Annotated in this window: 16 protein-coding genes; 3 read left to right on the top strand and 13 right to left on the bottom strand. The window is 55.1% G+C overall.

All coding sequences use genetic code 11. The annotated features are described in order from the left end of the window. Positions 1–150 precede the first annotated feature (150 nt). The 7 genes from DCC81_RS21955 to DCC81_RS21925 form a co-directional block, all read right to left on the bottom strand. Positions 151–1,485: a TldD/PmbA family protein gene (locus tag DCC81_RS21955; RefSeq protein WP_108688815.1), complete on the bottom strand. Its 1,335-nt coding sequence runs from the start codon at positions 1,483–1,485 to the stop codon at positions 151–153. Between the two features lie 146 nt (positions 1,486–1,631). Continuing rightward, positions 1,632–3,272 (bottom strand): TldD/PmbA family protein, encoded by a 1,641-nt coding sequence (locus DCC81_RS21950; protein ID WP_205686406.1) that lies wholly within the window; start codon positions 3,270–3,272, stop codon positions 1,632–1,634. A 104-nt stretch (positions 3,273–3,376) separates the two neighbouring features. Further along, on the bottom strand, positions 3,377–5,065 hold the full coding sequence (locus tag DCC81_RS21945) for a hypothetical protein (RefSeq protein WP_133177765.1): 1,689 nt from the start codon (positions 5,063–5,065) through the stop codon (positions 3,377–3,379). Between the two features lie 11 nt (positions 5,066–5,076). Next, complete coding sequence (locus DCC81_RS21940; RefSeq protein WP_133177764.1) at positions 5,077–7,161, bottom strand: DUF4175 family protein; 2,085 nt, start codon at positions 7,159–7,161, stop codon at positions 5,077–5,079. Between the two features lie 25 nt (positions 7,162–7,186). After that, on the bottom strand, positions 7,187–8,404 hold the full coding sequence (locus DCC81_RS21935) for a BatA domain-containing protein (RefSeq protein ID WP_108688811.1): 1,218 nt from the start codon (positions 8,402–8,404) through the stop codon (positions 7,187–7,189). Positions 8,405–8,450: 46 nt separating this feature from the next. Beyond that, entirely contained in the window at positions 8,451–9,332 is an 882-nt protein-coding gene (locus tag DCC81_RS21930; RefSeq protein ID WP_205686405.1) for a DUF58 domain-containing protein, read from the bottom strand. Positions 9,333–9,361: 29 nt separating this feature from the next. Beyond that, positions 9,362–10,360: an AAA family ATPase gene (locus tag DCC81_RS21925; RefSeq protein ID WP_108688810.1), complete on the bottom strand. Its 999-nt coding sequence runs from the start codon at positions 10,358–10,360 to the stop codon at positions 9,362–9,364. Positions 10,361–10,485: 125 nt separating this feature from the next. Between DCC81_RS21925 and DCC81_RS21920 the strand changes: the two genes are divergently transcribed. Next, positions 10,486–11,127 carry a DUF4159 domain-containing protein gene (locus tag DCC81_RS21920; protein WP_108688809.1) on the top strand — a complete coding sequence of 214 codons (642 nt, stop codon included), beginning with the start codon at positions 10,486–10,488 and terminating at the stop codon, positions 11,125–11,127. Positions 11,128–11,131: 4 nt separating this feature from the next. Here DCC81_RS21920 and DCC81_RS21915 read toward each other — a convergent pair whose 3' ends face one another. From DCC81_RS21915 to DCC81_RS21890, 6 genes are all read right to left on the bottom strand, one after another. Continuing rightward, the gene (locus DCC81_RS21915) at positions 11,132–13,060 is read right to left on the bottom strand and encodes a PAS domain-containing protein (protein ID WP_108688808.1); all 1,929 of its coding nucleotides are present in this window, start codon (positions 13,058–13,060) and stop codon (positions 11,132–11,134) included. A 241-nt stretch (positions 13,061–13,301) separates the two neighbouring features. Then, positions 13,302–14,399: an AAA family ATPase gene (locus DCC81_RS21910; protein ID WP_108688807.1), complete on the bottom strand. Its 1,098-nt coding sequence runs from the start codon at positions 14,397–14,399 to the stop codon at positions 13,302–13,304. An 88-nt stretch (positions 14,400–14,487) separates the two neighbouring features. After that, positions 14,488–15,357, bottom strand: a complete 870-nt coding sequence (locus DCC81_RS21905; RefSeq protein ID WP_108688806.1) for an aldose 1-epimerase family protein — start codon at positions 15,355–15,357, stop codon at positions 14,488–14,490. Positions 15,358–15,452: 95 nt separating this feature from the next. Then, positions 15,453–17,183 (bottom strand): glycoside hydrolase family 9 protein, encoded by a 1,731-nt coding sequence (locus DCC81_RS21900; RefSeq protein WP_108688805.1) that lies wholly within the window; start codon positions 17,181–17,183, stop codon positions 15,453–15,455. Between the two features lie 107 nt (positions 17,184–17,290). Further along, positions 17,291–18,925 carry a RagB/SusD family nutrient uptake outer membrane protein gene (locus DCC81_RS21895; RefSeq protein WP_108688804.1) on the bottom strand — a complete coding sequence of 545 codons (1,635 nt, stop codon included), beginning with the start codon at positions 18,923–18,925 and terminating at the stop codon, positions 17,291–17,293. 27 nt (positions 18,926–18,952) lie between these two features. Further along, a complete protein-coding gene (locus tag DCC81_RS21890) occupies positions 18,953–22,051 on the bottom strand; it encodes a SusC/RagA family TonB-linked outer membrane protein (RefSeq protein WP_108688803.1) in 3,099 nt (1,032 codons plus the stop codon). A gap of 694 nt (positions 22,052–22,745) precedes the next feature. On the opposite strand from DCC81_RS21890, the gene DCC81_RS21885 reads away from it, so the two are divergent. Continuing rightward, positions 22,746–23,774, top strand: a complete 1,029-nt coding sequence (locus tag DCC81_RS21885; protein WP_108688802.1) for a sugar kinase — start codon at positions 22,746–22,748, stop codon at positions 23,772–23,774. After that, entirely contained in the window at positions 23,764–24,438 is a 675-nt protein-coding gene (locus tag DCC81_RS21880) for a bifunctional 4-hydroxy-2-oxoglutarate aldolase/2-dehydro-3-deoxy-phosphogluconate aldolase (RefSeq protein WP_108688801.1), read from the top strand. Before DCC81_RS21885 ends, DCC81_RS21880 begins: the two co-directional genes overlap by 11 nt. Positions 24,439–24,491 lie beyond the last annotated feature (53 nt).

The raw sequence follows: 24,491 nt of genomic DNA, 5'->3' as shown, positions 1-24,491 counted from the left end.
GTAATGCTCCAGCGTATTGTTGATACCTTATGAATTTACAATAAAAAAACGGGGCATATACCGCCTTTTTGGGGAATGTATTTTTCAAGACAACTTAAACAAAAAAACAGTGGGCTGCGGCTTTATTACCGGCAGCCCACTGTGATCCTGTTACACTGCGTCTGAAAGGGACGTGAAGGTGAAGTCACGGATCTTCATGGGCGGAATGAGATAGCTGCGGTAAGATTCCACGCTGATGCTGCGTTCCACTTTGCCCAGTGCTTCCACGTTATTGAGCATGATCACGGGGCTTTCGTTAAAGCGCATGTTCTTGATCGGGAATTTGATCTCCCCATTCTCAATGTAGAAGGTCCCGTCGCGGGTAAGGCCGGTGAGCAACAGGGTCTGCGCATCCACCAGGCGGATGTACCAGAGCCGGCTTACCAGGATGCCTTTCTCCGTGCTTTTGATCATGTCTTCAATGGTCTGGTCGCCACCTTCCATGATATAGTTGGCGCCGAAGGGCAAGGGTTTTGCGCCTTTCTTTTCTGCCCAATAACGGCTGTAGGCCAGGTTTTCCACCTTCCCGTTCCTGATCCAGTCCGTGCGCTCCAGCGGAAAGCCTTCACGGTTCCACGTGGCGGAGGGCAGGTCTTTGTTGAAAGGATCGGAATAGATGTTCACCTTTTCGTCCATGAGCTGCTCGCCCAGGCGGTTCCCACCACCGGGTTTGCTCATGAAGCTGCGGCCTTCATCGGCACTGCGGGCGTCAAAACCGCGGAACATGTTTTCAATCATGTAGGTTGCCGCCACCGGTTCCAGGATCACTGTGTATTTGCCGGGCTCAATGGCTTTGGCGCCTGCAGAACCGTTGGCCTTGGAAGCCGCCACTTTGGTAGCGCCCAGCGTATCCAGCTTACGCACGTCATTGAAGCCACGGGCAGCATAACCGGAGCCGGTGCCTTCTTCATTTCGGGTGGTGATGGAGAAGATCACATCCGTACCCTGGTTATAGGCAAAGAGGCCTTTGGAATTGGCCACCACATCAAAGCTGGTGGTATTTTCAATATAGCCGGCGGCCTGCAGTTTTGCATCTTTGGATGCCTGCACGCTCTGCGCCACTGCATCCGCGCGGCTTTCCGGCGTCATATCCGCCGTGGCCTGCACGTAGGTGATCGCATCTTTAAAAGTCTGGGGACCCATCAGCGGCATGTGCTCAGGGTTTTCCGGCGCCAGTTGTGCCAGTTCTTCTGCACGGCGCACTACCTTTTCCAGGGATGCATCGTCAAATTCATTGATGCTGGCGGAGCCCGTCTTTTTTCCATAAGTGGCGCTTACGGAAAGTGTGAGGGTACTGATATCACCCGCGGTGGAGATCGCATTGCGCGCATAGCGGATGTTGCCGCCTTCCGTACCGGAAAGGCTTACTTCACACTCATCCGATTTTGAAAAGGCCAGTACTTTTTTCAATAGTGCCTGGGCTTCTTCTTTTGTCAGTATGGACATTGTCAGGTTGTTAAGCGTTAATGGTTAATAGTTAATGGCATTAATCGTTAAGCGTTAATGGTGATTGTTAATGGTAAACGGTTATCGCAGGTTGCTTGCCCGGGTGCATGACCTACCATTAAGGGTTAGCTTTTAACGATCCACCTTTAACCGATTTTCCTTGCCGTATTGATCACGTTCACGCCGTCAAAGCGGGCCGTGGAGCTGCCGTGCGACACTGCGTTTGACTGCGAAGGCTGGCCCTTACCATCGTTAAAGGCGCCGCCCAGGCGGTAATCGCGTTTGTCTGCAATGGCGCTGCAGGAGTTCCAGAACTCACGGGTGTTTGCCTGGTAGGCTACATCCTTGAGCATGCCGGTGATCTTGCCTTCTTTGATCTCGTAAAAGGTTTGCCCGCCAAACTGGAAGTTGTAGCGCTGCTGGTCAATGGAGAAAGAACCATTGCCGATGATATAGATGCCTTTCTTGATGTTCTTGATCATGTCATCCACGCTGAGGGTATCCTTACCGGGTTGCAGGGATACGTTGGGCATACGCTGGAACTGCACATCAGACCAGCTTTGCGCGTAGCAGCAGCCTTGTGATTCCTTGAGACCAATGATGTGCGCCTGGTCACGGATGGCCTGGTAGTTCACCAGCACCCCATCCTTGATCAGGTCCCATTTCTTGGGGGCCACGCCCTCATCATCGTACCCTACGGCGCCCAGGGAATGGGGCTGGGCCTTGTCTGCCACGATGTTTACCAGCTTGCTGCCAAACTGGAAATTACCGGAGCGCCACTTGTCCAGCGTCAGGAAACTGGTACCGGCGTAGTTGGCTTCATAGCCCAGTACGCGGTCCAGCTCCGTGGGGTGGGCCACTGATTCGTGGATAGTGAGCCAGAGGTGGGAAGGGTCCAGCAGCAGGTCGTACTTACCCGGTTCCACGCTCTTGGCGCTGATCTTCTGGGTTACGTCTGCCGCGGCGTTCTTCACATCTTCCAGCATATCGTAGCGGTCTTTATACCGCGTTACAATGCCGCTCACTTTTGCTTCCGGGGTGGGTGTCAGGTATTCATACCCCATACCCATGGGAGAGCTAAGCGAGGCACGGGTTTCAAACTTGCCGGAGGCCTTGTCTATTTTGGTCACATTGAATTGCGGGTAGATCCGGTGAATGTCCTGGTCTATGTACGAACCATCCGTGGAGGCAAAATATTTCTGCTCATTGGAAGCAAAGATGCCCGAGTTCACAAAGTTAGCGCCGGCGCCCATGGCAATGCTGTTCACCTTCAGCAGCAGGTCCACCTTGTCTTTTACCGGTACGGAAAAGGCGCTGGTCTCAATGGGTGTTTTCCACGCCACTTCCCCATAACCTTTCTGGGGCGCCAGCTGCACCGGGTCTGCCGGCACGCGGCTGTTGGCTTTGGCCACGGCCACCGCACGTTCCGCGGTTCTGGCAATATCTTCTTTGGTCACCTTGTTTGTAGCGGCAAAGCCCCAGCAACCATTTGCGATGACGCGGATGCCTACACCAAACGATTCCGTGTTGGCCACATTCTGCACGCGGTTTTCACGGGTCAGTACAAACTGGTTGAGGTAACGGCCTATGCGCACATCTGCATAGGTGGCGCCTTTGGCTTTGGCGGCGCTAAGGGCCACATCAGCGAGCTCTTTTTTGAGCCTCACATCAATGCCCTCATTGAGCGCTTCTGCCGGGTCTATTGCCCGGGCAAATGCCGGCAGGGAAGGCACCATGAATGCCCCCAGGCCCATAGCGGACCACTGTAGAAATTCTTTTCTTTTCAAAATGTAACCCTTTTCAGATTTAGATAATGGTATTTGTTGATATGGACAATAGCAATGGCGTACACACAAGCTAATTAAAAATGCACGGGCCCGGAAACCGTTTATCACAATTTTCGCTCTACCCACAGGAAACCCGCGGCCAGTAAGAAAGCCAGGAAAGGCCAGAGCGGGGGCACAGGCCGCCCTTCGGGCGTTTGCGCAATAGATGCAGTATCCCCGCTGCCTGCCAGTGCCGCGGTGGCTGTGGTTCTTTCGCGGGCGCGCAGGGTGGCCCAGTCCCCGCGGCCATACACATACCACACCTGCCCCTGCGGGCCATACTGCCATCCACTGCGGCGGGGCCACTGCATGCACGCCCACAGGAAGGGTATATCACTGTTACGGGCAAACGAAAAGCTGGCATCCACCGGCATTTCAGTGCTGTATGCCTGCAACAGTACCGGGGCATCCTGCAGCGGGAACGCAGTGCCCGTGCGCCATTCCATGGATACCGGCTTTTCCCGGGCTATAGTGTGCAGCAGCATCGCCCACAGCCGGTCATAGTCATCCGGGTGTGATGCCAGCTGCCAGGTGTAAGTATTATGCAGCGTAGTGTGCAGGATATTGCCCCTTCCGTAAGGCGTCACCGCGCAGAACACGCGGCCTTTTTCATCCGAGATCAATGGCTGCTGTGCCGCACCAGGCTTCATGTATACGGCTTGTTCATCTTTCAGCGGGACGGCCTGCGGCAGCCGAATACTTTCTCCCGGCGGTAAGGTCTGCAGGACAATGCCGCTATTATAAAACCCGGTACTGCCTTGCCCACTATCCGTTTTTACCAGGAGGCCCATCCCTTCCTCCACCTGCCGGCGCAGGCCGTTAAGCGTGGCCATGGGCAAGGATTGCAGGGCGGCGGCATCGGCTACCACCAGGTCGTAAGGCGCAAAGTTGCCTGCATTGCCTGCCTCCTTTTTATCCTGGTTCATAAACGCCTGGTCTGCTTTGCCCCTGCTGATAACTGTGCGCACAGCCACTTTGCTGCCATGGCTGCCCAGCCAGTCTTTCAGGAAACGGTTCTCCGCGTCCGGCACTGCTGCCAGCAGCAGCACATTTAGTGTATCCGCCGCCGTTACAAACACGGGCAGTGGGTCATTAGACAAAGTATCTTTCCCCTGCAGGGTGATCAGCCGGTATACCGCGCCCCCCCGGTGTTTGGGCCGGGTGGTTAGCGTAAAGGGGGATGCAGTAGCAGAGTCCAATGGCGCATTCAATCCATACAATAACACTTTCAATGGCCGCCGGCTTTGAAACTGCCCCTGCACGCGTAACGCAGCGCCCCCGGGCATTTGCTGGTTCCAGTGCAGGTGGGTGATGCCATCCCGTACAGGCGCAGGATGAAATACATAGCGGATATGCCCCCGCTGCCAGCTTTCCAGCCCACTGCCGGTCACGTGCACCGTACGGCCTGGCTGTGGCCAGTTTCCGGGGAATGGCATCCATTGCGCCTGCCAGCGCCGCCCTCTTACCCAGGATACGCTATCCGTTGCATATACGGGGGTATGTGGCTGGTACAATGCGCGCACCGTGTCTGCATCAAAGCCCTCCGTGAGCACTAACACCTTATCTGCCTGCAGCGTATCAGTTGCCGGTATACGCAGCGGCAGGGCCAGCGCCAGCAGGGAGGCCAGCGCCACTAACGTGGCCAGCAGCCGCCATCCCAGCCGGGCCTTGCGGGCACGCCGCCACTCCAGCACCACCAGTGTGACGGTAACCAGGCCGGTGGCAGCAACGACCATAATCTGTCCTGTATCCATTCCCGGTGCAATCATTTATTTTTCCCTTCCTTCAATTGTTCAAAATAAGTTTTAGACAGGTTCATGTCCACCACCTGCGGCCGCCGGTAAGGCTGAAAGGGGGGCACCGGCACTAATTGCTGCAAGGCCCGTTCTGCCACCTGCAGATCCATTGCAGACGGACCCGTTGCCAGCATACGGCGCAGGGCGGCCACCGCGGGCAGGTAGCCCCCCGGATCGCGCACGGCCTGGGTGGCCAGTTGTATGCCTGCGCGCTGCAACAGTTGCTGCTGGTGCCCGTCCGGCGCTTGGCCATCGCGCCATTGTTCCAGCAGGCCAAGGCTGATGCGGTATAATGTGTCCGGGTTTAAATTACGTATATCCCTTTCCGTTAGTGGGCCGGCAATTTTACCCAGTTCACCGGTCAGTCGCTTTTCCGGTTTCAGGGGCGCCAGTTTTGCGCCGGTTTTGGCCACGTAGGCGCGGCTTTGCTGCTGCAGGTCCTTGAGCATGCGAAGGGCCTTGTAAGCAAAAGGCAGGGCACCCGCGGGATCGTACGTGCGCAGGCGTAATTCCGCATTCCACATTTCGGTGAGCGTGGCTTTGAGTTGTGCTTTGGTCTTTGGATCAAAGAAGGTGGCATCTTCCGCGTTATCATGCTTGTCTGTTACCAGGTCCAGTATCTTGGCCGCGTTGCTGAAATCAGCCGGGTTGTTCAGCGCATCCAGGGCCTCGCGGTGCTCCGTTCCTTCCTCCGCTTCTTCGCCCAGGAACTGGCCGTAGCGCAGGCGCAGCAGTTTCTGGTCCATGCCCAGGTCACTGCTTTTTTCCTGGAAGTGCTGCAGGGATATGGTGTCCTTATCGCGCAGCAGTTGTTCTGTTTCAATGATGATCTGGCGCTCACTGCGGAAGAAAGCCGGTTTCAGGTCCACCCCGTTGGTCATGCCTTCCAGTTTCATGAGTTGGGCGGTATCCTGCCATACGATCATGGCGCGCTCAGAGCGGGCCTCCTGGTGCAGGGCATCTGCTGCGCTGATGTAGCAGTAAAGCTCATCCCCCGGCTGCATGTTGAATGCGCGGAGGCTTAGCAGCTTTGTTGCCCCTGCCTGGCGGGCGCCAGGCTGCAATGGCAGCGGAAATTGCAGGTCCCTGAACTTTACCGCCTCCCCGCTTCCACTGGCCACCGTGACAAACAGCGTGGCCTTTTGCAGCCCATAATCATCTTCCAGGCGGGCCTGCAGTTGTACCTGCGGCGGTTGCCCATAGTCTATGAGCGTGTAAGCAGCGGGTGCTGTGATCTCCACCTGGGGCGGCTGGTCCCTGATCACTTCCAGTTTATATAACGCAGATAAGACGCCATGTAATTTCACCTGGTAAAATCCTGGCAGCTGCACCACTCTTTCGAGTTGCCAGTGCACGCTGTCCTTTGTTTGCAAAGGCACTTCCAGTGAATCATTGAACCGGAGCGCCAGTTGTGCCGTGGGTTTATCAGTGCGCAGCATCCATTGCACATGGCTGCCCGCTGGCACCTTCAGGTCAAAATCAGCCTGGGTAGTTTTTCCCTGACGGGTATAAGCCGGTGCTTCCACCATCACCTGCACCGCGGCAATACCTGCGGGGCGGGGTGCCGGTGCGCCTGCTGCCGCCGTGTGATTGGCGCCTGCCGGAACCTGCCGGCTGCTCACGTACCACATCATCACCAGCACCAGCAGGCTGCCGCCAGCCAGTAACAAGGCGCTACGCAAGGCATGACCCAGTGGCGCCGGCACGTGCAGGCCTTCCAGCACGTTTCCCACTTTATCTGCCTGCAAAGCCGCCAGCCCTGCGGGCGCCGGCTCCAGCAGCAGGGCGCTGCTGTCTTCCATTTCCGGGCAGTGTTGGTCTATCCAGGTGGTTACATCTTTTGCGGTGATCCTGCGGTAAGGAAATATGAAATAAAATGCCAGCGTGGAAAGTATCCATAAAGGCAGCAGCCAGCACACACTCCATTGCCGGCTTACCTGCAGCAGGCCGCACAGGATAAGGCCCAATGCCAGTCCCCGCAAAGCATTTACCAGCAAGCCTTTTAGCTTCCACCGTTGCTGTAGTTGTAATATGATCTCACCACCTTTGTTCAATGCTGTTGTTTTCTGTGTTATAATACTATGCCCCACCGGCCTTCTGCCCCCATCCTGCTGCCAGCCGTTCTGCAACAAACAGCAGCAGGAGCAGGAGCCATCCTGCCCGCACCAATGAAAGTGCAGGTGTGCCTGCCGCCCGGGCCATGCCTTTTACTTGCAGTGGCTGTACCGCTGCATGGTCCGGCAGCTGGGCATCCGGGTAGTTTCCCGGGTAAATAAGCTGCAGCAGCAGTCCCGGCATGCGGGGGCTCCAGGGCAGCCCATTCCACGTACTGTTGAAATGCGTATATGCGCTATAGTTAGTGCCGTCTGTGGTCAGCAGGGCATGCCCAAAGCCATCCTGCCAGCGTGCATCTGCTGCAGCAGACGGCACATACCGGCGAACCACCAGGTCCGTGTAGCCCGCCAGCCATGAGTCTTCCGGCTGGGGCTTTCCAGGCATGTAACGCAGCACATGCTTTGCCTGCACCGCCGGAAGGGGCGCCTCACTGAGCCAGAACAGCCAGTCCTTCGATGCCGGCAGGGCCCCGGTTGTGCTTACCACTTTAATCTCCATTTGCCGCCCGCTGAACTGGCGGATGGCCTGCAACGCGGCCTGCACAAATGCGGCATCCTCCGCGTGCGCGCCCGCCCAGATAGTAAATTGCCGGCTGGTATCCGCCAGTGTATCCGGAGATGCGGGCGCAGGAATAGCAACCGTTTGCCAGTGCAGGTCCATTTCCACGCGGGGGCGCTCCCCGCTGAAATGCCGCAGCTGCCGGTCTGTAAAGAGGTAGACCGGTTGCTCCGGGGTTACGGCCTGCTGCAGCAGCGCCAGTGTGGACCAGTAATCCTGCTGCGGGCCGTTTGCCGTGTCTCCATCCATATCCGGGAAGCCCGGTTCAAAGTAATGCCCGCGGAAGCCGGCCTTCACCAGTGAGTCTACCTGGTGTTGGAAGGCGCCGGCCAGTTGCCGGGGCACCAGCACCCAGCCCCGCTTTGCGGCGGCGGATGCAGGCTGTTTCCACTGCGGGCCAGCCAGTATAACAGAGAGCAGGATAATGATTAAGCAACGCAGCAACAGGAGCCATTTTTCACTGAGCTGCACACGGCGTGCACTGTTACGCGGGGTTTCCTGCAGCAATGCTATGCTGCCTACCGCCAGTACCTTACCCTGGCGGTGGTTCCACAAATGGATCATCACCGGCAATGTTATGCCCGTGATACCGAAAAGCCATATGGGATGTAAGAATTGAAGCAAATTGCAAGTTTAGAACCGGTTGTAAAATTGAAGCAGGCTTGCAGGTTCAGCGCATCATCTTTTGCCGCTGTTGCAGCAGGTCGCGCAGGGCCTGGTCCACCGGCACATCCATGCGCAGCAGGCGGTAAAACACGCCCTGCTCCAGCATCTGGTGGCGGATCATTTCCAGTCGTTCCCGCAGCCGCTCCTGGTAAGCGGCGCGCATTTCCGGTGCATGAATGCTGATGGTTTGCCCGGTTTCCAGGTCGCGCAGGCTGGTGTAATTACCATAATCCAGTTCCAGCTCATTACGTCCCACCAGGTGAAATAACAATAACTCATGCCGGTACGCACCCAGCTCTTTCAGCAAAGCGCTGATCTCCCCTGCCCGCTCGTAAAAATCCGTCACGATCACCGTCAGCTCGCGCGTGGTGCTGGCACCAAATATATTTTTGTAGTAGCCGGGCTCCGTAAACTTTCCGCCGGGCTCCAGGTTTTCCAACTGGTAGTAAAACCGCTGCAGGTGCTGCGGGTCACGGCGGGCTGCCAGTACATGCACTCCTTTTTCAGTCAGTCCATATAACCCGATGGCATCGCCCTGGCGGTGGGCCAGGTAGCCCAGGGTAGCGCACAGGTGCCGGGCATAGTCCATTTTCGTGTAGCCACTGTCGTTATGCGCCATGGAATGGCTGGCATCCACGATAAAGCGCACGGAAATGCTGGTCTCCACCTCGCTTTCGCGGATGTAATACCGGTCGGAGCGGCCATACATTTTCCAGTCCAGCCAGCGCAGGTCGTCCCCGGGCTGGTAACTGCGGTACTGGCTGAACTCCAGGCCCGCGCCCTTGTTCAGGCTTTTATTGATACCGGTCATAAAGCCATCCACCACTGTTCTGGCAAACAGTGACAGGTCTTTTACAGCCATCAGGTGGGCGGGTACCGGTTGCATAAAATGGAAGTTGTTAGTGAATGGATAGGCTACAGGTTGCCTTTAGGTCTTTCCACGCTGCGGAGTAACTCCGCAGTAGCCATGTCGGATGTAATGCCCTCCGCTTCTGCACGGAAGTTCATGAGCAGGCGGTGGCGTAGCACGGGAAAGGCCATGGCGTGCAGGTCTTCCATGGTCACCGCATAGCGGCCATGGCTCAGCGCGCGGGCCTTGGCGGTGAGGATCAGGGCCTGGCCGGCACGGGGCCCCGCGCCCCAGCGCACCCATTCCTTTATATAGGGCACTGTGCTGGTATCCGGGCGTGTGGCGCGCACCAGCAGGGCTACAAAGTGCACCAGTTCTTCACTGATGCTTACTTCCCGTACCAGTGACTGCAATTGTATGATCTCAGCGGCGCCCAGTACCGGCTCCACTTTTGCCTGGCGGGTGCCGGTGGTATTGCTCAATATCTGCACTTCTTCTTCCGCGCTGGGATAGCCGATCTTAATGTACAACAGGAAGCGGTCTAACTGGGCTTCCGGTAAGGGATAGGTGCCTGCCTGCTCTATCGGGTTCTGGGTAGCCAGGATAAAGAAGGGCCGGTCCAGCGGGTAGGTTTGTCCGCCGTAGGTCACGGAAAACTCCTGCATGGCTTCCAGCAGGGCGGCCTGTGTTTTAGGCGGGGTGCGGTTGATCTCATCTGCCAGCACAATATTGGCAAACAGCGGTCCTTTATTGAACTTGAAAAAACGCTTGCCGGTGGCATGATCTTCTTCCAGCACTTCCGTTCCTACAATATCGGTAGGCATCAGGTCTGGTGTGAACTGGATGCGGCGGAAAGGCAGGTCCAGTGCATCGGCCAGGGTGCGTACCATCAGTGTTTTAGCCAGTCCCGGCACTCCTTCCAGCAGGCAATGTCCACCGGCCAGCAGGCTTACCACGATCTCTTCGATAATGTTGTCCTGACCGACTATCACTTTTTGGATGGCTGACTTTAACTGCGGTAATTTATTTAGTAATTTGTCGATCGCAATGCTGGGCTGATTCAAAGCGGTTGATTTTGGTTTAGAATAACGATTTTCTCCGGCAAGATTGCGGGCATAAGCACAGTTGTAAAATAAAACTATAATTGATTGCAGGGCTGAATTTTTATACAAACGGGCAAAAGCTAACCATGAGTGCAGTGACCAAAGAATTACAGGGTGGTAAATTTACTTTCACCAGATTGCGCTACCGTTCCGGCGATTGGGACACGGACCAGCGCATGCCCAACAACCTGCTCAACTCCCTCATTGAATACACGACCGTACCAGTGAACCTGCAGGAAAAGGTAATAGACCTCAGCAGCCCCGATATTTTCAATGCTCCGTTCTGCTACCTGAGCGGGCATAAGCTGGTGCAGTTTGATGCTACGGAAGCCGCCCACTTCAAGCAATATGTGCAAAACGGCGGCTTTGTTTTTGCGGATGACTGCAACCACGATATTGACGGCCTTTTTGCCAAATCATTCGAGGCCCAGATGGAAGCCCTTTTTGGCCACGACGCCCTGCAGAAAATACCCAAAGACCATCCCCTTTACCACAGCTTCTTCACGTTTGACGGCCCGCCCAATACCTCGTTTGAGCTGAATGGCTGGGGCGACGACCTGGTACATGATTACCTGAAGGCCATTACTATCAATGGCCGCATCGGGGTGCTGTACAGCAACAAAGATTATGGCTGTGAGTGGGACTACGACTTCCGCAATAAGCGTTTCCTGGCAGAAGACAATACCAGGTTTGGTGTAAATATTATCATGTATGCGTTGTTGTATTAGCGGGTCACACATTCACCTCGTTACACTTCCCTGCAATCACATGGATCATGCGGTCCAGCTCTTTTACCAACTGGTCAAAGTAGGATAAGATCTCTTTATTGGCCATGTTTGCCGGGTTCTCCACATCCAGCAGTTGGAGAAGGCCCATCAATGATACCACGGGCCTTCTCAGCTCATGGGAACTGATAAAGGCAATCTCTGTAAGGTGGCGGTTGCGGTGTTCCAACTGTTCTATAAAGCGCTTGCGCTCCGTAATATCTGCCTGGATCACTACATGGCTTACGATATCCCCCTGTTCGTTGAGCACCGGTGTGATGTAGAGCATGATCCAGTAAGGCCGGCCGCTCTTATGATAGTTGAGCAACTCCCCAATGAAAGACTGTTTATTGGCCAGGGTATCCCTTATCCGCGCTACCAGCTCCGGGTCCGTGCCCGGCCCGTGCAGCAGCTCCCAGGGGCGGCGTCCTTTCATTTCATCCAGGGTATAGCCGGTAAGGGCGGTAAAGCTTTCATTCACCCACTCCACGCGTCCTTCCCGGTCGTTGATCAGCACCGCGTTATCCGTCTTCTTAGCCACCATGGACAGTTTCAGGATCTCTTCCTCGTACTCTTTTTTCTCCTGTATATCCTGCACGGCCCCGATCATACGCACTGCTTTATGATGTTCGTTGTAGATCAGGTAACCACGGTCGTATACAGATTTATAACTGCCATCGCCGCAGCGGAAGCGGTACATATCAGACCAAAGGTTTTCTCCACGGCCAATGGTATCCTGTATGCTTTTTTCCACGCGTTCACGGTCTTCGGGGTGCACATTTTCCATCCACCAGTCCGGTGAAGGTGACATTTCCCGGTACTTAAATACAGCGTACGCCCGCTTGTTCCACACCACTTTATTGGTTTGCAGGTTCCAGTCCCAGATCGCATCATTGGTAGCGCGCGACAAAACATTGTAACGGTTCAGGGCACGCTGCAGGCGCAGTTCATTGCGCTTGCGGGCGCTGATGTTGCGTACAAACATGGCAATGCCGATGGTCTGCCCATCTGCCTTCACGGGGTTAAGCGTCACTTCCGCATGCTTCCACCCAATGACACCCAGCTCCCGCGTTTCATGCAGGCTGCTCCTCTCCCCCAGCATGGCGCGTTGGTAAATAGTGTTCCAATTGCGGAACAGGCGGCCAAATGGCGCATCTGACAAGGTAATACCCAGGTGGACGTGCACCTGCGTAAGCTGGTAGATAGCTGCGGCAAAGGCTTCGTTAAATGCAATGAGGCGTTGCTGCTTATCCACGGCCCAGATCAGGGCATCAGAACTGTTGATCAGGGCATCCAGCAACTGCTTGTGCTGCATCAGTTCTGCATCTGACAGGTACTTGTCCGTTACGTCCCATACGCTTACGATCTCCGCGTTGTGGTGCTGGTAGCGGGTACGGAACAGGCTTACCTTCACGTACATAGAACTGCCATCTTTCCGGAAATGCTTCCACGTCCCGGATTCCGAGAAACTTTGCGCACGCGGCGCTATGTTGCGCATGCGGGCCGCCTCCTCCGGCGGGCGGATGTCCAGGATGGTCATCTCCAGGAACTCTTCCCGGCTATATCCGTACTTCCGGATGGCGGCTTCATTCACCTCCAGGAAAGCAAAAGACTCCACGTCATAGACCCACATGGGTTGGGGATTTTCCTTGAAGATCCGCATGTACGCAGCCTCTGAACGGCTCAGCCGCAAGTGCTGTTTAAAAATAAGCCAGTACAGTAACAGAGACGTAGAGACCACGTAAAATGATCCTTTGTACAACTGCAGGCGCTGGAACAATTTCACATCGTTGCCTGTAAGCCGGAACAATATGATATCACTAAAATAGATCCATAGAACGCCGCAAACAATATAGGCAGCAACAATCTTTAAGGCGGACCGGTGTAGTCTCCTCATGAAAACACATTTTTTCAACAACAAGAACAAACGCTAAGCGTAGATTTCGGTTAGATATTAAGGTGACAGACTTCCTTATTTGCTTCCTTACTTGGAAAGTACGAAAAAAACTCCTGCGTTTTCTCCTTCAAAAAACGTGCAATAACAAATTATTTTACAACGCGTTAAGTAGAGTCAAAAATAAACCGGGCCAGACCGTTGCAGCAACAACATCATTCTGAAGCGTTTATAACGGGAGCGCCTATACGCGCTCCCGGGCCTGCATGCTCCAGTAATGCAGGGATGCCGCTGCGTGTGGCTTTTCGAGCATGTAGCGCTGCCCGTTCAGCCACTTGCCCTGGCGCAGCCAGTCCGGTAAATGGGTGGTAAATACCAGCTGGGCGTTAAGCGGATTAAGCTCCGGGTGCTGGAAAATACCCAACAGGCCTTGCAGCACTGCAAAGGATAAATGTGCGTCCAGGTCATCGAGGAACAAGGTGCCACCTTCGTTCAACACTTTGAGGATGGACGGCGTAATGGCCAGCAGGCTGCGGGTGCCAGCCGTAATCAGCTCCTGGCGGGCATCCTGGCATATACCGGTAATAGCGGTAACCGGCGGGCTTCCCTCCCCGCGCCGGGCCGCTGCACGGGCCTGCACTAAGGATTGCATGGCACCTACGGTATACTCCATGCCCAGTTCATTGTATAACCTGCGCAGGCTCATGACCGGCGCCGGTATGGCCACCTTGGCCTCCCATGCCGCATCAAACGGATACGGAGCCGCAGCGTCTGTAAAATGGAACCCGCGGAAAAACGTTACCACCGGCGCCACGAGTGCAAACCGGAGACGCGCCGCTATGGTAAGCAGTAAAAGATCCGGTGGTGTAATACCAATAAGGCGGCGCCCTTCCGTAAAAGAAGCGTGGACCAGCAACGCCTGCCCACGGCGTGAAAATAAACGCAGCTCCCGGCGCCCTTTCCGCTCATACAGCCATTCTGCAGCTACCTGCTGTTCCTGCAAAGTGAATCCATAGCGATAGCGGACATCATTGTGGACCAGCAACACTTCAAAAAAGGAAGGTGCCTGCGCTGCATGGCCCTCCGCCCAAAAGGGCGGACAGTGTAAAGCCGCATCCTGCCAGCCCTCCAGCACGGCGCGCTGCATGAAACGCAACGCCTTGCCCAGGTGGCTTTTGCCGGTGGCCGTGTCTCCAAAAACACCCACCACCCGCAAAGCACGGCAGCCCCTGGCCTGCACCACCCGCACATCATGGGGCAGGTGCCGGCCATCAGCTAAAAGTGATAATGATTGTGGTTCTTTAAAGCAGCAGTAGTTCCCTGTAGTAAACGTTAGTAGCATGGCGTCTGGAATTTTGGGTTATCAATGACCCGAATTTCCCACATTCCTCCCGCCCTTTTCTTAACGTTTAGTTAATACTAAACCTTTTCTAAAAAAATCCTACCTCCCACTGGCGCTCAAATGTACCGCCCGCTTCCAGCGCATTGATCCCTTCCTTCTCCGTAAGCTCCCCGCTGGCCAGCACACTGTCTGCAATACCGCACCATGGCTCTATGCATACAAAATCTGCATTGGGCGCCGCCCAGATGCCCAGGTAAGGAAACCCGCCAAAATGAAAGCGCAGCCCCCGTGGCGTAGCATCGCTGCACAGCGTTACCACATCTGACTCCAGGTGCTTCAGCACCAGCGCATCTTCCAGGAATAATTCCTTTTTCAGCGGCAGCACCTTCGTATGGTCCAGCAGCGGCAATGGCGCTTCTTTGATCAGCCCATCCGCGGAGAGCGGCCAGCGGCCAGCGTTTTCCACCCGGTTAAACTCCAGCCGGTAATCCGTGTAAGCAGTTCCTTCCGCCAGCGGTACCTTAAACGCAGGATGCCCGCCCACGGAGAAATACATCGTTTCCCCGCCGGGGTTGTGCACCTGGTATTTCACCGCCAGCACTGTATCCACCAGGGTATAAGTAATGGAAAATGAAAATGCGAAGGGATAACGGGCACGGCTATCCGCAGTGTCCCGCAGCTCCAGGGTAATGCTGGTGGCAGATTGCGCCGCCACGCTAAAGTCCATATCCCGTGCAAAGCCATGACGGCCCAGGGAATAGGATTGCCCCTGGTACGTATAATGGTTGTCCTTTAACCCGCCCACAATGGGAAACAGCACAGGGCTTTTCTTGGCCCAGAACTGCGGGTCTGCGCGCCAGAGATATTCCTGTTGCAGGTCCTTGCGCAGGACCTGTTGCAATTCAGCGCCTTTTGTTGCAATACTTACCTGCAGGCGGTCATTGGAAATTTGTAGCATGGTGATTCGTTTAAAATTGAGCTCCTGCAAGTTACTACAAAGCCGTAATTCACCGCCGGCCTTTACGTGGATTCATACAACAGTTCCCTTCATTGTTACCTGGCCAGCCCCAGGTCCCGCTGCAGGGCCTCTATGCCGCCGCAAAGATATACCAGTGGCGCATTCCAGTTGATCGCAATTTCATTGCTGGCATAAGATGCCGCATCGTCCATATAGGCCAGTTCCGGTGCGGTATGCCCGTAATGCACATGGTCCTGCATGCCCGGGTTAGGCCCTCCCGCCAGGAGCCCCGGTACCGGCGGCACCACGCCGTCCGATACAGAAGGCCGGTGATGCGGATGCATAGTAGCAAAGCTGCCCTGGCCCGTTACAAAACAATATCCTGTGGCATTGCGGCCCAGCAGGTAGTCCAGGTTATCCAGCGCGGCCAGGGCATAGCGCGGGGCATGCGTAAGCCGGTAAGCCGCCAGCAGCAGCATACCCTGGTTTGCCGCCACCGCGTTACTGCCCCATACAAAATCCTTTGTGCTGCCGCCCATTACCGTGGCAAAGGCGGTGTGCTGCAGGGCATTCACATACCCGTCTGCCAGGCGCAGGAGGCTGTCTTTCAGCGCGGGCCGGCCCACGGCACCCGTGCGGAGCAGCGTGTAGTAGCCCAGCAACTGCACATGGCCCCAATCCGGCACACTAACGGGGAGGGATATACGTTTTTCCAATGCCTGCCGGTATACTTTTTCTTTGGTGGTGGTATAGAGTTCACACGCCGCCCAAAACCATTCATCCTCCACGTGGTTATCGCCATAGGTGCCGGTACTGATGGGCGGTGCAAACCTTTTATTCAGCGCATCCTGGTCGTACAGCACCGCGGGATGTGCCTGCGCCCAGTTCCAGGCCGCAATGGCCGCGCGCCGGCAGGAATCTGCCAGCCCGGGCGCTTCTTTTTCAAAGGCACCGAATATGCGTGCCGCCTGGGCAGCCACTGCAGCCAGGTCCAGCGTGGCGGCGGTGCTTTTCTGCACCACGTAGCGGGGCAAGGTGGTGGCTCCCGGCTTCACCCATCCGTCAAAAGCGGCATTGGTGAGCTTGTGGTATACCCCGCCATCCTGCGGGTCCTGCATGGTCAGCATCCAGCGCAGGTTATACAAAGCTTCATCCAGGATATCCGGCAGGTGGTTGCTGCTTTCGGGAATACCGGTACGCAGCGTATCGTAGTACGGTTTAAAATCTTCATAGGCAGCCAGCAACGTGTACACACTGATGCCGGAATTCACCACGTACTTGTTGTAATCCCCTGCATCGTACCATCCGCCAGGGCTGGCCAGCACTGTACCTTCCGGGCGGCGGGCATCTGCCGCAGAGGCATGTACCAGCACGGCCGTATCCGGGTGGCCCGCGGGGCGCTGCCACGGCCCGGCATATGCAACTTCCAGCGGCATGTTGGAGCGCAGGTAATAGTACCCTTTCAAAGCCGCTATGGATGCAGGTTCCATGGCATGGGCCCTCACCGGGAACGCATAAGAAACCCCCACACCGGGAATGCTCAGCACATAGCGTCCCGCTTGCCGCAACGCGGAAAAATCGGCCCTGCGTGTCACGGTGGATGAATTGCGGGAGGCGGTTTCCGGGCCCAGGGTACCTTTAAACACGGTGTCCGCACGGTTTTCCGTGAGCACATAAAAAGGGCCGCCTGGCAGGTGCCCGGTTACAAAGGCCAGCTTAGGGCCCGCGGGATAAAAACCATCCTGGTTCAGCGCAATGCGCTCCTGTGCTGCTGCGGGAAGTGACAGGCAGCAGGCCAGCATAACGTGGAAACAATGAATTCGCATAAGCTTGTCAATAGTTGCGTTAATGTAACAAGTATTTGTCCTGTATGCAAGCAAAAAAAGCCCGGCATTGTACATGCCGGGCCAGGGTTGATTTTATGCAGTGCTCCTTAGTTCTTAATGGGTGCTGAACCGGAAAGCGCGCCGTTGAAATCCAGCTCGTTCTGCGGCACATCCCAGTAGTCCATGTAGTTATACTCAATGAAGCAGGGCAGTGCCTGTGCAGACGCGGAGCCTACCAGCTGGCCGGGCACCATTACAATAGCGTTTGCACGGCCACCGCCTTGCGCGGCAGGCGCGGTAACGCCCCAGCGGCGGGCATCGTAAAATGCCACCCCTCTTTCAAACAGGCCTATGCGGCGTTCCCGGCGCAGTTCTTCAATGGCCTGTGCCTGCGTCAGCCCTGTACCGGCTACATGCGCCAGCCCGGCGCCCTGGTAATCGCGCACTTCGTCAATGATCTTGAGGCCTGCTTCCACATCGGTGGTGCGGATATCGGCTTCTGCCACCATCAGGCGCGCCTCTTCGTAAGACACGCACAGGGGCATAATACCTATGCTATTATTGGTAGCATAGCGGCCTCCATCTTCCACGGCGATGGCATTCCACCGGGTGCCAAACTGCAGCCCGCGGCTGCGCACGTTCACCTGTGCGGCAGGCAGCAGGTTAAAGTTCTTGGTAAAGCGTTGATCGCCCGGTTTGAAATCCTGGATGAGGCGCTCACTTACAAAAGTAAATGCAGAGCCTTCGCCCATGAATGCAAAGGGATGGAAAAAGTTGGCAGACAAGTCATTTGTGGCATCCGGGTCCATACCGAATTTAAACACCTGGTCCGTAGCCAGGGAGCCTTGCTCCGCCAGGGTTTTAACGGCAGTCCAGTCGGCCGCGGTCATAGCAGCCACCTTCTTGTTGGCCAGCAGGTTCCGGGCCTTGTAGGTATTGATCATGCGCACCCAGGCTGCCGGGGTGGTGATGTCTGTATTGTCGTTGAAGGAGGGCACCACCGCCGTCATCACTTCATCATAAGCGCTGTTTTCCGCAATACCATTGAGGATACCGGCCGCCTTGTCAAAGTTGGCATTCGCTTCTGTGATGATGGCGTTATGATCCACATAGTTCCCATTGGTAGTACCTGCGCCTCCCAGGTCGTTGGTGATCACGCCGGCCAGGTACATGGAGCCCACGCGGGAATAGGCATATCCTTTCCACCAGTAAGCCCACGCGCTCAGCACGGCCTTTTTCGTGGCGGCATCGCCGCTCAAGTTCAACGCGGGATTGTCCAGGGCTGCCAGCAGCGTATTGGCCTGTGAGTTGGTGTAATAACATGCATCCCATTCGTACAGGAAAGAGTTGGTAGAGCCGGCCAGGCGGGTATTGGTAGATTGCAACTGCGCTTCCTGCGTGGTACCGATAGGGTTGATCACCTTGGTGCCATTAGGCAGGGTGATGGCATACGTTTGGCCCGTGTAGCGCATGCCGTAGTTACCGTAGGGAGAAAATACTTCATCCCCCATGATAGCGTGGTTATTGGTACCAATGAACATGATATTGGTACCGGCGGCACCCGGCACATCGGCTATCCATTTCTGGAAAATACCCAGTGCAAAACCTTTAATACCGCTTTCCGCCACGAGTGAGCCGGAAGGGGATGGATTGTTCGGGTTTACCTGCTGCAGGGTGGATTTTTTGCAGGCAGTAATACCCAGCGCTGCGCCCACCACGAAATATATAAATAGCTTCTTCATTGTTTTTCCTTTTGTTCACGCAAGATTTTAGAAACCAATATTCAGTCCTACCTGGTAAGATTTCAGGTTAGGAATGGTGAAGTAGTCCACCCCTTTGAAGGCACCCACACCGGAGATGCCGCTACCCTGGGAATCCACGGCGGTAGTGGTTTCCGGGTCCAGGCCTTTGTATTTGGTGAAGGTGGCCAGGTTACGGCCGGAAACAGTTACCGCCAGGCGTTTCATCCAGCGGGCATTGATCAGGCGCGTAGCGTCGTAGGTAAGGGAAAGGTCGCGCAGGCGGATGAAAGAACCATCTTCCACGTACCATCCGTTAGGCTGCAGGGTGTTGTACATGCTGGTGTAATAGGCTGCAAAAGCGCCGCTCTTACCATTCACATTGATCACATCATCATAGTCCTTTGCAATCTTATCGCGGTACAGCCACTGGCGGGTCATGTTGTAGATCTGGTTGCCATGGGTCCAGTCAAACTGGAAAGACACCGTGAAGGCCTGGTAGATAGTGAAGGTATTGATGAGGGAGGCGTTGAAGTCGGGGAAGGATTTACCGATCACTTTCAGATCGTTGGCAGCGGTGAGCTTTGCCGCGTTGGTGCGGGTATCCACCACGTTGCCATTTACCAGCGTGTAATTACCACGGTCTGCTTCGGCAATGTAGGGTGTTTTGCCATCTACCATCAGCTGGTCCAGGCTGTGCAGCGGGGTCTGGCCATAGAAGATGCCAAGGTCCTGTTTTTCCTGGAGGCCAAACATACCGGCTACTACGGTCTGGTGGTTGGAAATATCTTCCACGTGCGTTTTGGCAAAGCCCCAGCGCACCGCCGTGTTCCACTGGAAGTTCTTCATGGAAGCCGTGATAATGTCCAGTGCCAGGTCCACACCCCGGGAACTAAGCGTAGTAAGGTTGGATTTCAATGCACCGGAACCGGTAGAAGGGGCCACGTCTGCATTCTGAATAATATCTTCCGCGCGGCGCTTCCAATACGTTGCGTTCAGGCTCACTTTACTGAACCAATCGCCGGTAGTAGGCAGCACGGCAATGTCGGTGCCTATTTCCAGTTCCTTGGTTTTTTGTGTTACCAGGTCGGGGTTAGAGGCCGTACCGGGTAGTGACACTGCCACACCGCCTACGCCCAGGGTACCTGCATCCAGTGTGATCTGGCGGTCATAAGCGCCGGGAGGTGTACCGGCAGAGGCATAGGCTGCGCGCAGCTTCCAGTCATTGAGCCAGCTTATGCGGAGAAAATGGGAAGGATGCACAAAGAAGGTTCCGCGCGGGAAGGTAGCTGCTTTCTGGCCCGCGCCAAAAGTAGACGCATAGTCAGCACGGAAGCCGCCGGAGATCCCGATCCAGTCATCATAATCAAACGACTGGCTTACCAGGTAACCAAAAGTGCGGATATGCTGGTTGGTACCGTCTCCATCGTTATCATACACCGTTTTGGTGTTGGCAGAGTTCAGGTTGTACGGCGGGAACGTGGGCAGCCCTACGCCCACCGCTTTGAAATAACGTTCATCAAAGGAGCGCCAGTCGTACGCCGCCTGGGTAACGGTGTGCAGCGGCACGTCCAGGTGGAAGTCCTGTTTGAAATCTGTTCTGAAGAACAACGTGGTCAGCGCGTTCTGGTTCAGCTGCCGGTCGTAATAATCCGTGATGGCGCCATCTACAGAAGGGCCCCAGTAGATGTTCTTGGTAACGGCACTTTCCTGGTTTTTGTACATGCTGTAGTTATCATAGATGGCCAGGTTATAGCCATACTTGAAATCCACTTCTACAAACTTCGGGAACTTGTAATTCAGGTTCACGTTCTCAAAGATCTTCGTGCTTTTGTTATTCCGGTCGTGCCATTGCTTTTCAGACAGGGAGTTGATCTGGTTCTCATTCTTGGCCTTGCGCACGATCATACCCGAGGTATCCAGGTGTGTAAGATCAATGAAGGGATAAGAGTTCACCATGGCAAAGCGGTTACCACCCAGCAGGTTGTTATACCCAAAAATGGCCTGCGTAGTGCTACGCAGGGTCAGGCCCTTGGCCAGTTCCATGCCCAGGTTGGCCGTCACGTTCGTACGGTTGAAGTTATTGCTGAACACATCCTGCTGGTCCAGGCGGGATGCGCCGAATGCATAGTCAAAATTGTTACCGCCTCCAATGATGTTCAGCGCGTTGTTGTAGGTCAGCGCGGTACGGTAGCCTTGTTTGAGGTGGTCATAGGTTGGGATGTTGTATGGCTTGTCGTTGCTGGCATTCACGTCCAGGTCCTCCACGGGATCTTCCCAGTAGCCGTTTGCGTCCGGCTTCAGCACTTCCCCGTCTGAGTTCAGGATATTGCCCTGTGCATCTGTTTTCCAGTGGTGCTTTTCCGCCACCAGGGAGCGGCCGGTACGCAGGATCTGGTCACTGCTTATCTTGGAGGTAAGGGTAATGCTGGGGCGTTGATTACGGCTGCCTTTTTTAGTAAATACCTGGATCACCCCGTTGGCACCTTTGGCACCGTACAGCTGGCCGGCAGCAGGGCCTTTGATCACTTCCACATGGTCCACCATGGAAGGATCCAGGGCGCTCATATCGTTGTTTTCAACACCATCCACCAGGATCATGGGGCCGGGATCGTTCAGTGCGTTCACACCACGCAGGATGATGGTGAAGCCGGAACCCGGCTGCCCGTTATCCTGCACGATCTGCGCACCCGCGATCTGTCCCTGCAGGCTTTGTTCCAGCGAAGTGGTGGCACTCTTTGCAAAGTTCTTCGAGTTCACGCTCGCCACATCAATGGGCACTTTCTTACGGGAAGTGGCTTCGCCCAAACCGGTTACCACCACTTCATTGAGCGATTGTACATCCGTTTTCAGTACAACGGCCACCTCGCTCCCATTCACCGTTACATTTACCGGCACATAGCCTACACCGGTTACATTGAGCGTAGCGCCATGCTTTACATTAATGGTAAACAGGCCTTTGGCATCGGCATAGGTACCCGTGTTAGACCCCTTTAATTTTACGGATGCAAACGGCACGGGGCTCCCGTTTTCATCCACGATCTTCCCATTCACGGGATGCACCTGTGCATGTACCACAGACGCCATTACTAACAGCATGCAGCTAAGCAGCAGTAGAATTTTTCGCATAATGATTCAGATTTTGGTTGATGCTTATAAAAACAAATCGTTCAATACCGGCATATGGACCTCCCCTCCCCGCTGCAGCAGGCGCTCAGATCTGTTGACCATCACTCATAACAGGCATACGGGAGCCGCTCCCGTGGAAAACGGGGCCTTTATTGTCAACTGTAAAATAAAAATGTACCGCAGCAACCCTCGTTGCCGTGCGATACATAAGTGTGTTGATGGATTAATGAAATGTCACTGCCGCCGTATGGCGAAAACTGGCAGGGTGAAAGTTTCGATTTTGGTTGTAAAAATAAGTGATACTGTGTTTTCCCTGTATACCCCTACAACGTTACAACATCGCACTGATAAATGATTTCAGGAAAAATTCTCAATCGGCTCAATGCTGGGTGATACTTGTCTATGTTAGCTAAAAGGTAATGTGTTTAGAATTTGGTTGTGGCAAACATCAATAGCCGCGCTCTTTCTTATGTCAAGATAATAATGATAATCCAGACTGAAAAATAAAAACAAAAAAAATTGTTAAATCCGCTGCAAAAAACGGGCGGTCCATGCCACCGGGAAAGCCAAACAAGTACCTCCATGAAAACGTTATAGTAATTATTACCGCCGTTAGCGGCTGTTTTGCTCCTTTTAATTAAATTCAACCTTTATCTTTAAACCCACGTTATCAACCGCATTACCGAAAACCGTCATGTCCAAGAAAAAAATACTTTGCTTCGGGGAGCTCTTGCTGCGCATTTGTCCTGACCTCAGCGGCCAGTGGCTGCATACCCACCAGCTTCCCTTTTTTGTGGGCGGCGCCGAGGCCAATGTAGCTACCGCCCTGGCCCGCTGGGGCTTACAGCCTGCTTACCTCTCCGCCCTGCCAGACAACGCCCTCTCCGCTTCGCTGCTGCAATACCTGCAGGAGCAAGGCATAGATACCACACCGGTGATCCTGCGGGAAGGCCGCCTGGGCCTGTATTACCTGCCCAAGGGCAATGACCTGCAGCACACCGGCGTGATCTACGACCGCGCCCATTCCTCCTTTGCACAATTGCAGCCGGCGGAGATCAACTGGGAGCAGATCCTGGAAGATGTGAGCTGGTTCCATTTCAGCGCCATCACGCCCGCACTGAACGCGTCCCTGGCCGCCATTTGCGAAGCCGCCGTGCTGGCCGCGGCAGACCTGGGCATTCCCATGTCTGTGGATCTTAATTACCGCGCCCGCCTCTGGCAGTACAAGATGACGCCCCACCAGGTGATGCCCTCCCTCGTAAAACATTGTACCTTGGTAATGGGTAATGTGTGGGCGGCAGAGAAAATGCTGGGCATACCGGTGGATGCACTGCGGCCGGAAGGCAATACCCAGGCGGATTACCTGGCACAGGCCACCCGCTCCAGCCAGGCCCTCATGGCGGCTTTCCCTAAAGTGAAAGCCGTGGCAAACACCTTCCGTTTTGACCAGCCGGGCGGCGGCATCTTATATTATGCCGCACTCAATACCCGCACGGAAGCCATCGTATCCCGCACGTACAAAGCTGCATCCATCCTGGATAAGGTAGGCAGCGGCGACTGCTTCATGGCGGGCCTGCTCTATGGCCACACACAGGGGCACAACTGGCCACAAACCCTGGAATTTGCTGCTGCAGCGGCTTTTAATAAACTTTTCATCGAAAGCGATGCTACCACCAGTAGCGTTGATACGATTCATCAAACCATTTTATCAAATGAGCAATAATTCCACGCCCTTGCAACAACTGCTGGACCAAAGCCTGTTGCCCCTCTTTTACTGGCCCGATCCTGCCGTGTGCCTGCAGGTACTGAAATCCCTGTACAACGCCGGCGTACGCGTGGTGGAATTTACCAACCGCGGTGAGAAAGCACTGGAAAACTTCCGTTACCTGAAGGCCGAAACTGGCAAACAATTCCCGGATCTTTTCCTGGGTACCGGCACCATTAAAAGTGCTGCAGAAGCCAAAGCATTCCTGGATGCCGGCGCAGATTTCCTGGTGAGCCCCGTGGTACTGCCCGAAGTGGCCGAAGTGGCAAAAGCCGCCGGCAAAATGTGGGTGCCCGGCTGTATGACCCCCACCGAGATCCTGCAGGCCCAGATGCTCGGCGCCCCGCTGATCAAGATCTTCCCGGCCAATATTGTAGGCCCCGCGTTCATCAGTTCCGTGCGCGAACTTTTCCCCGGCCAGCTGTTCATCCCCACCGGTGGCGTAGAACGTAACAAAGAGAACCTTACCACCTGGTTCAAATCCGGTGTATGCGCCGTGGGCCTGGGCTCCAAGCTCATTACCGCCGGCGTGCTGGAAAACGGCGAGTACGATACCCTGCAGCAGCACACCGCTACCCTGCTCAAGTCTATCAAAGAAGTAAAGTCATCGCTGGCATTGTAAGCCCTGCGATATAGCCATAAAAAAACACCGGTCACTGTTGCAGGATGACCGGT

This window comes from Chitinophaga parva (assembly GCF_003071345.1).
Classification (GTDB): Bacteria; Bacteroidota; Bacteroidia; order Chitinophagales; family Chitinophagaceae; genus Chitinophaga; species Chitinophaga parva.
This window is presented reverse-complemented; position numbering and strand designations above follow the sequence as displayed.

Excerpts from the sequence above, each read along its gene's own strand:
- DCC81_RS21955 (WP_108688815.1), bottom strand. The coding sequence starts at position 1,485 with ATGTCCATACTGACAAAAGAAGAAGCCCAGGCACTATTGAAAAAAGTA.
- DCC81_RS21945 (WP_133177765.1), bottom strand. The coding sequence starts at position 5,065 with ATGGATACAGGACAGATTATGGTCGTTGCTGCCACCGGCCTGGTTACC.
- DCC81_RS21930 (WP_205686405.1), bottom strand. The coding sequence starts at position 9,332 with ATGCAACCGGTACCCGCCCACCTGATGGCTGTAAAAGACCTGTCACTG.
- DCC81_RS21920 (WP_108688809.1), top strand. The coding sequence starts at position 10,486 with ATGAGTGCAGTGACCAAAGAATTACAGGGTGGTAAATTTACTTTCACC.
- DCC81_RS21915 (WP_108688808.1), bottom strand. The coding sequence starts at position 13,060 with ATGAGGAGACTACACCGGTCCGCCTTAAAGATTGTTGCTGCCTATATT.
- DCC81_RS21910 (WP_108688807.1), bottom strand. The coding sequence starts at position 14,399 with ATGCTACTAACGTTTACTACAGGGAACTACTGCTGCTTTAAAGAACCA.
- DCC81_RS21905 (WP_108688806.1), bottom strand. The coding sequence starts at position 15,357 with ATGCTACAAATTTCCAATGACCGCCTGCAGGTAAGTATTGCAACAAAA.
- DCC81_RS21900 (WP_108688805.1), bottom strand. The coding sequence starts at position 17,183 with ATGCGAATTCATTGTTTCCACGTTATGCTGGCCTGCTGCCTGTCACTT.
- DCC81_RS21895 (WP_108688804.1), bottom strand. The coding sequence starts at position 18,925 with ATGAAGAAGCTATTTATATATTTCGTGGTGGGCGCAGCGCTGGGTATT.
- DCC81_RS21890 (WP_108688803.1), bottom strand. The coding sequence starts at position 22,051 with ATGCGAAAAATTCTACTGCTGCTTAGCTGCATGCTGTTAGTAATGGCG.
- DCC81_RS21885 (WP_108688802.1), top strand. The coding sequence starts at position 22,746 with ATGTCCAAGAAAAAAATACTTTGCTTCGGGGAGCTCTTGCTGCGCATT.
- DCC81_RS21880 (WP_108688801.1), top strand. The coding sequence starts at position 23,764 with ATGAGCAATAATTCCACGCCCTTGCAACAACTGCTGGACCAAAGCCTG.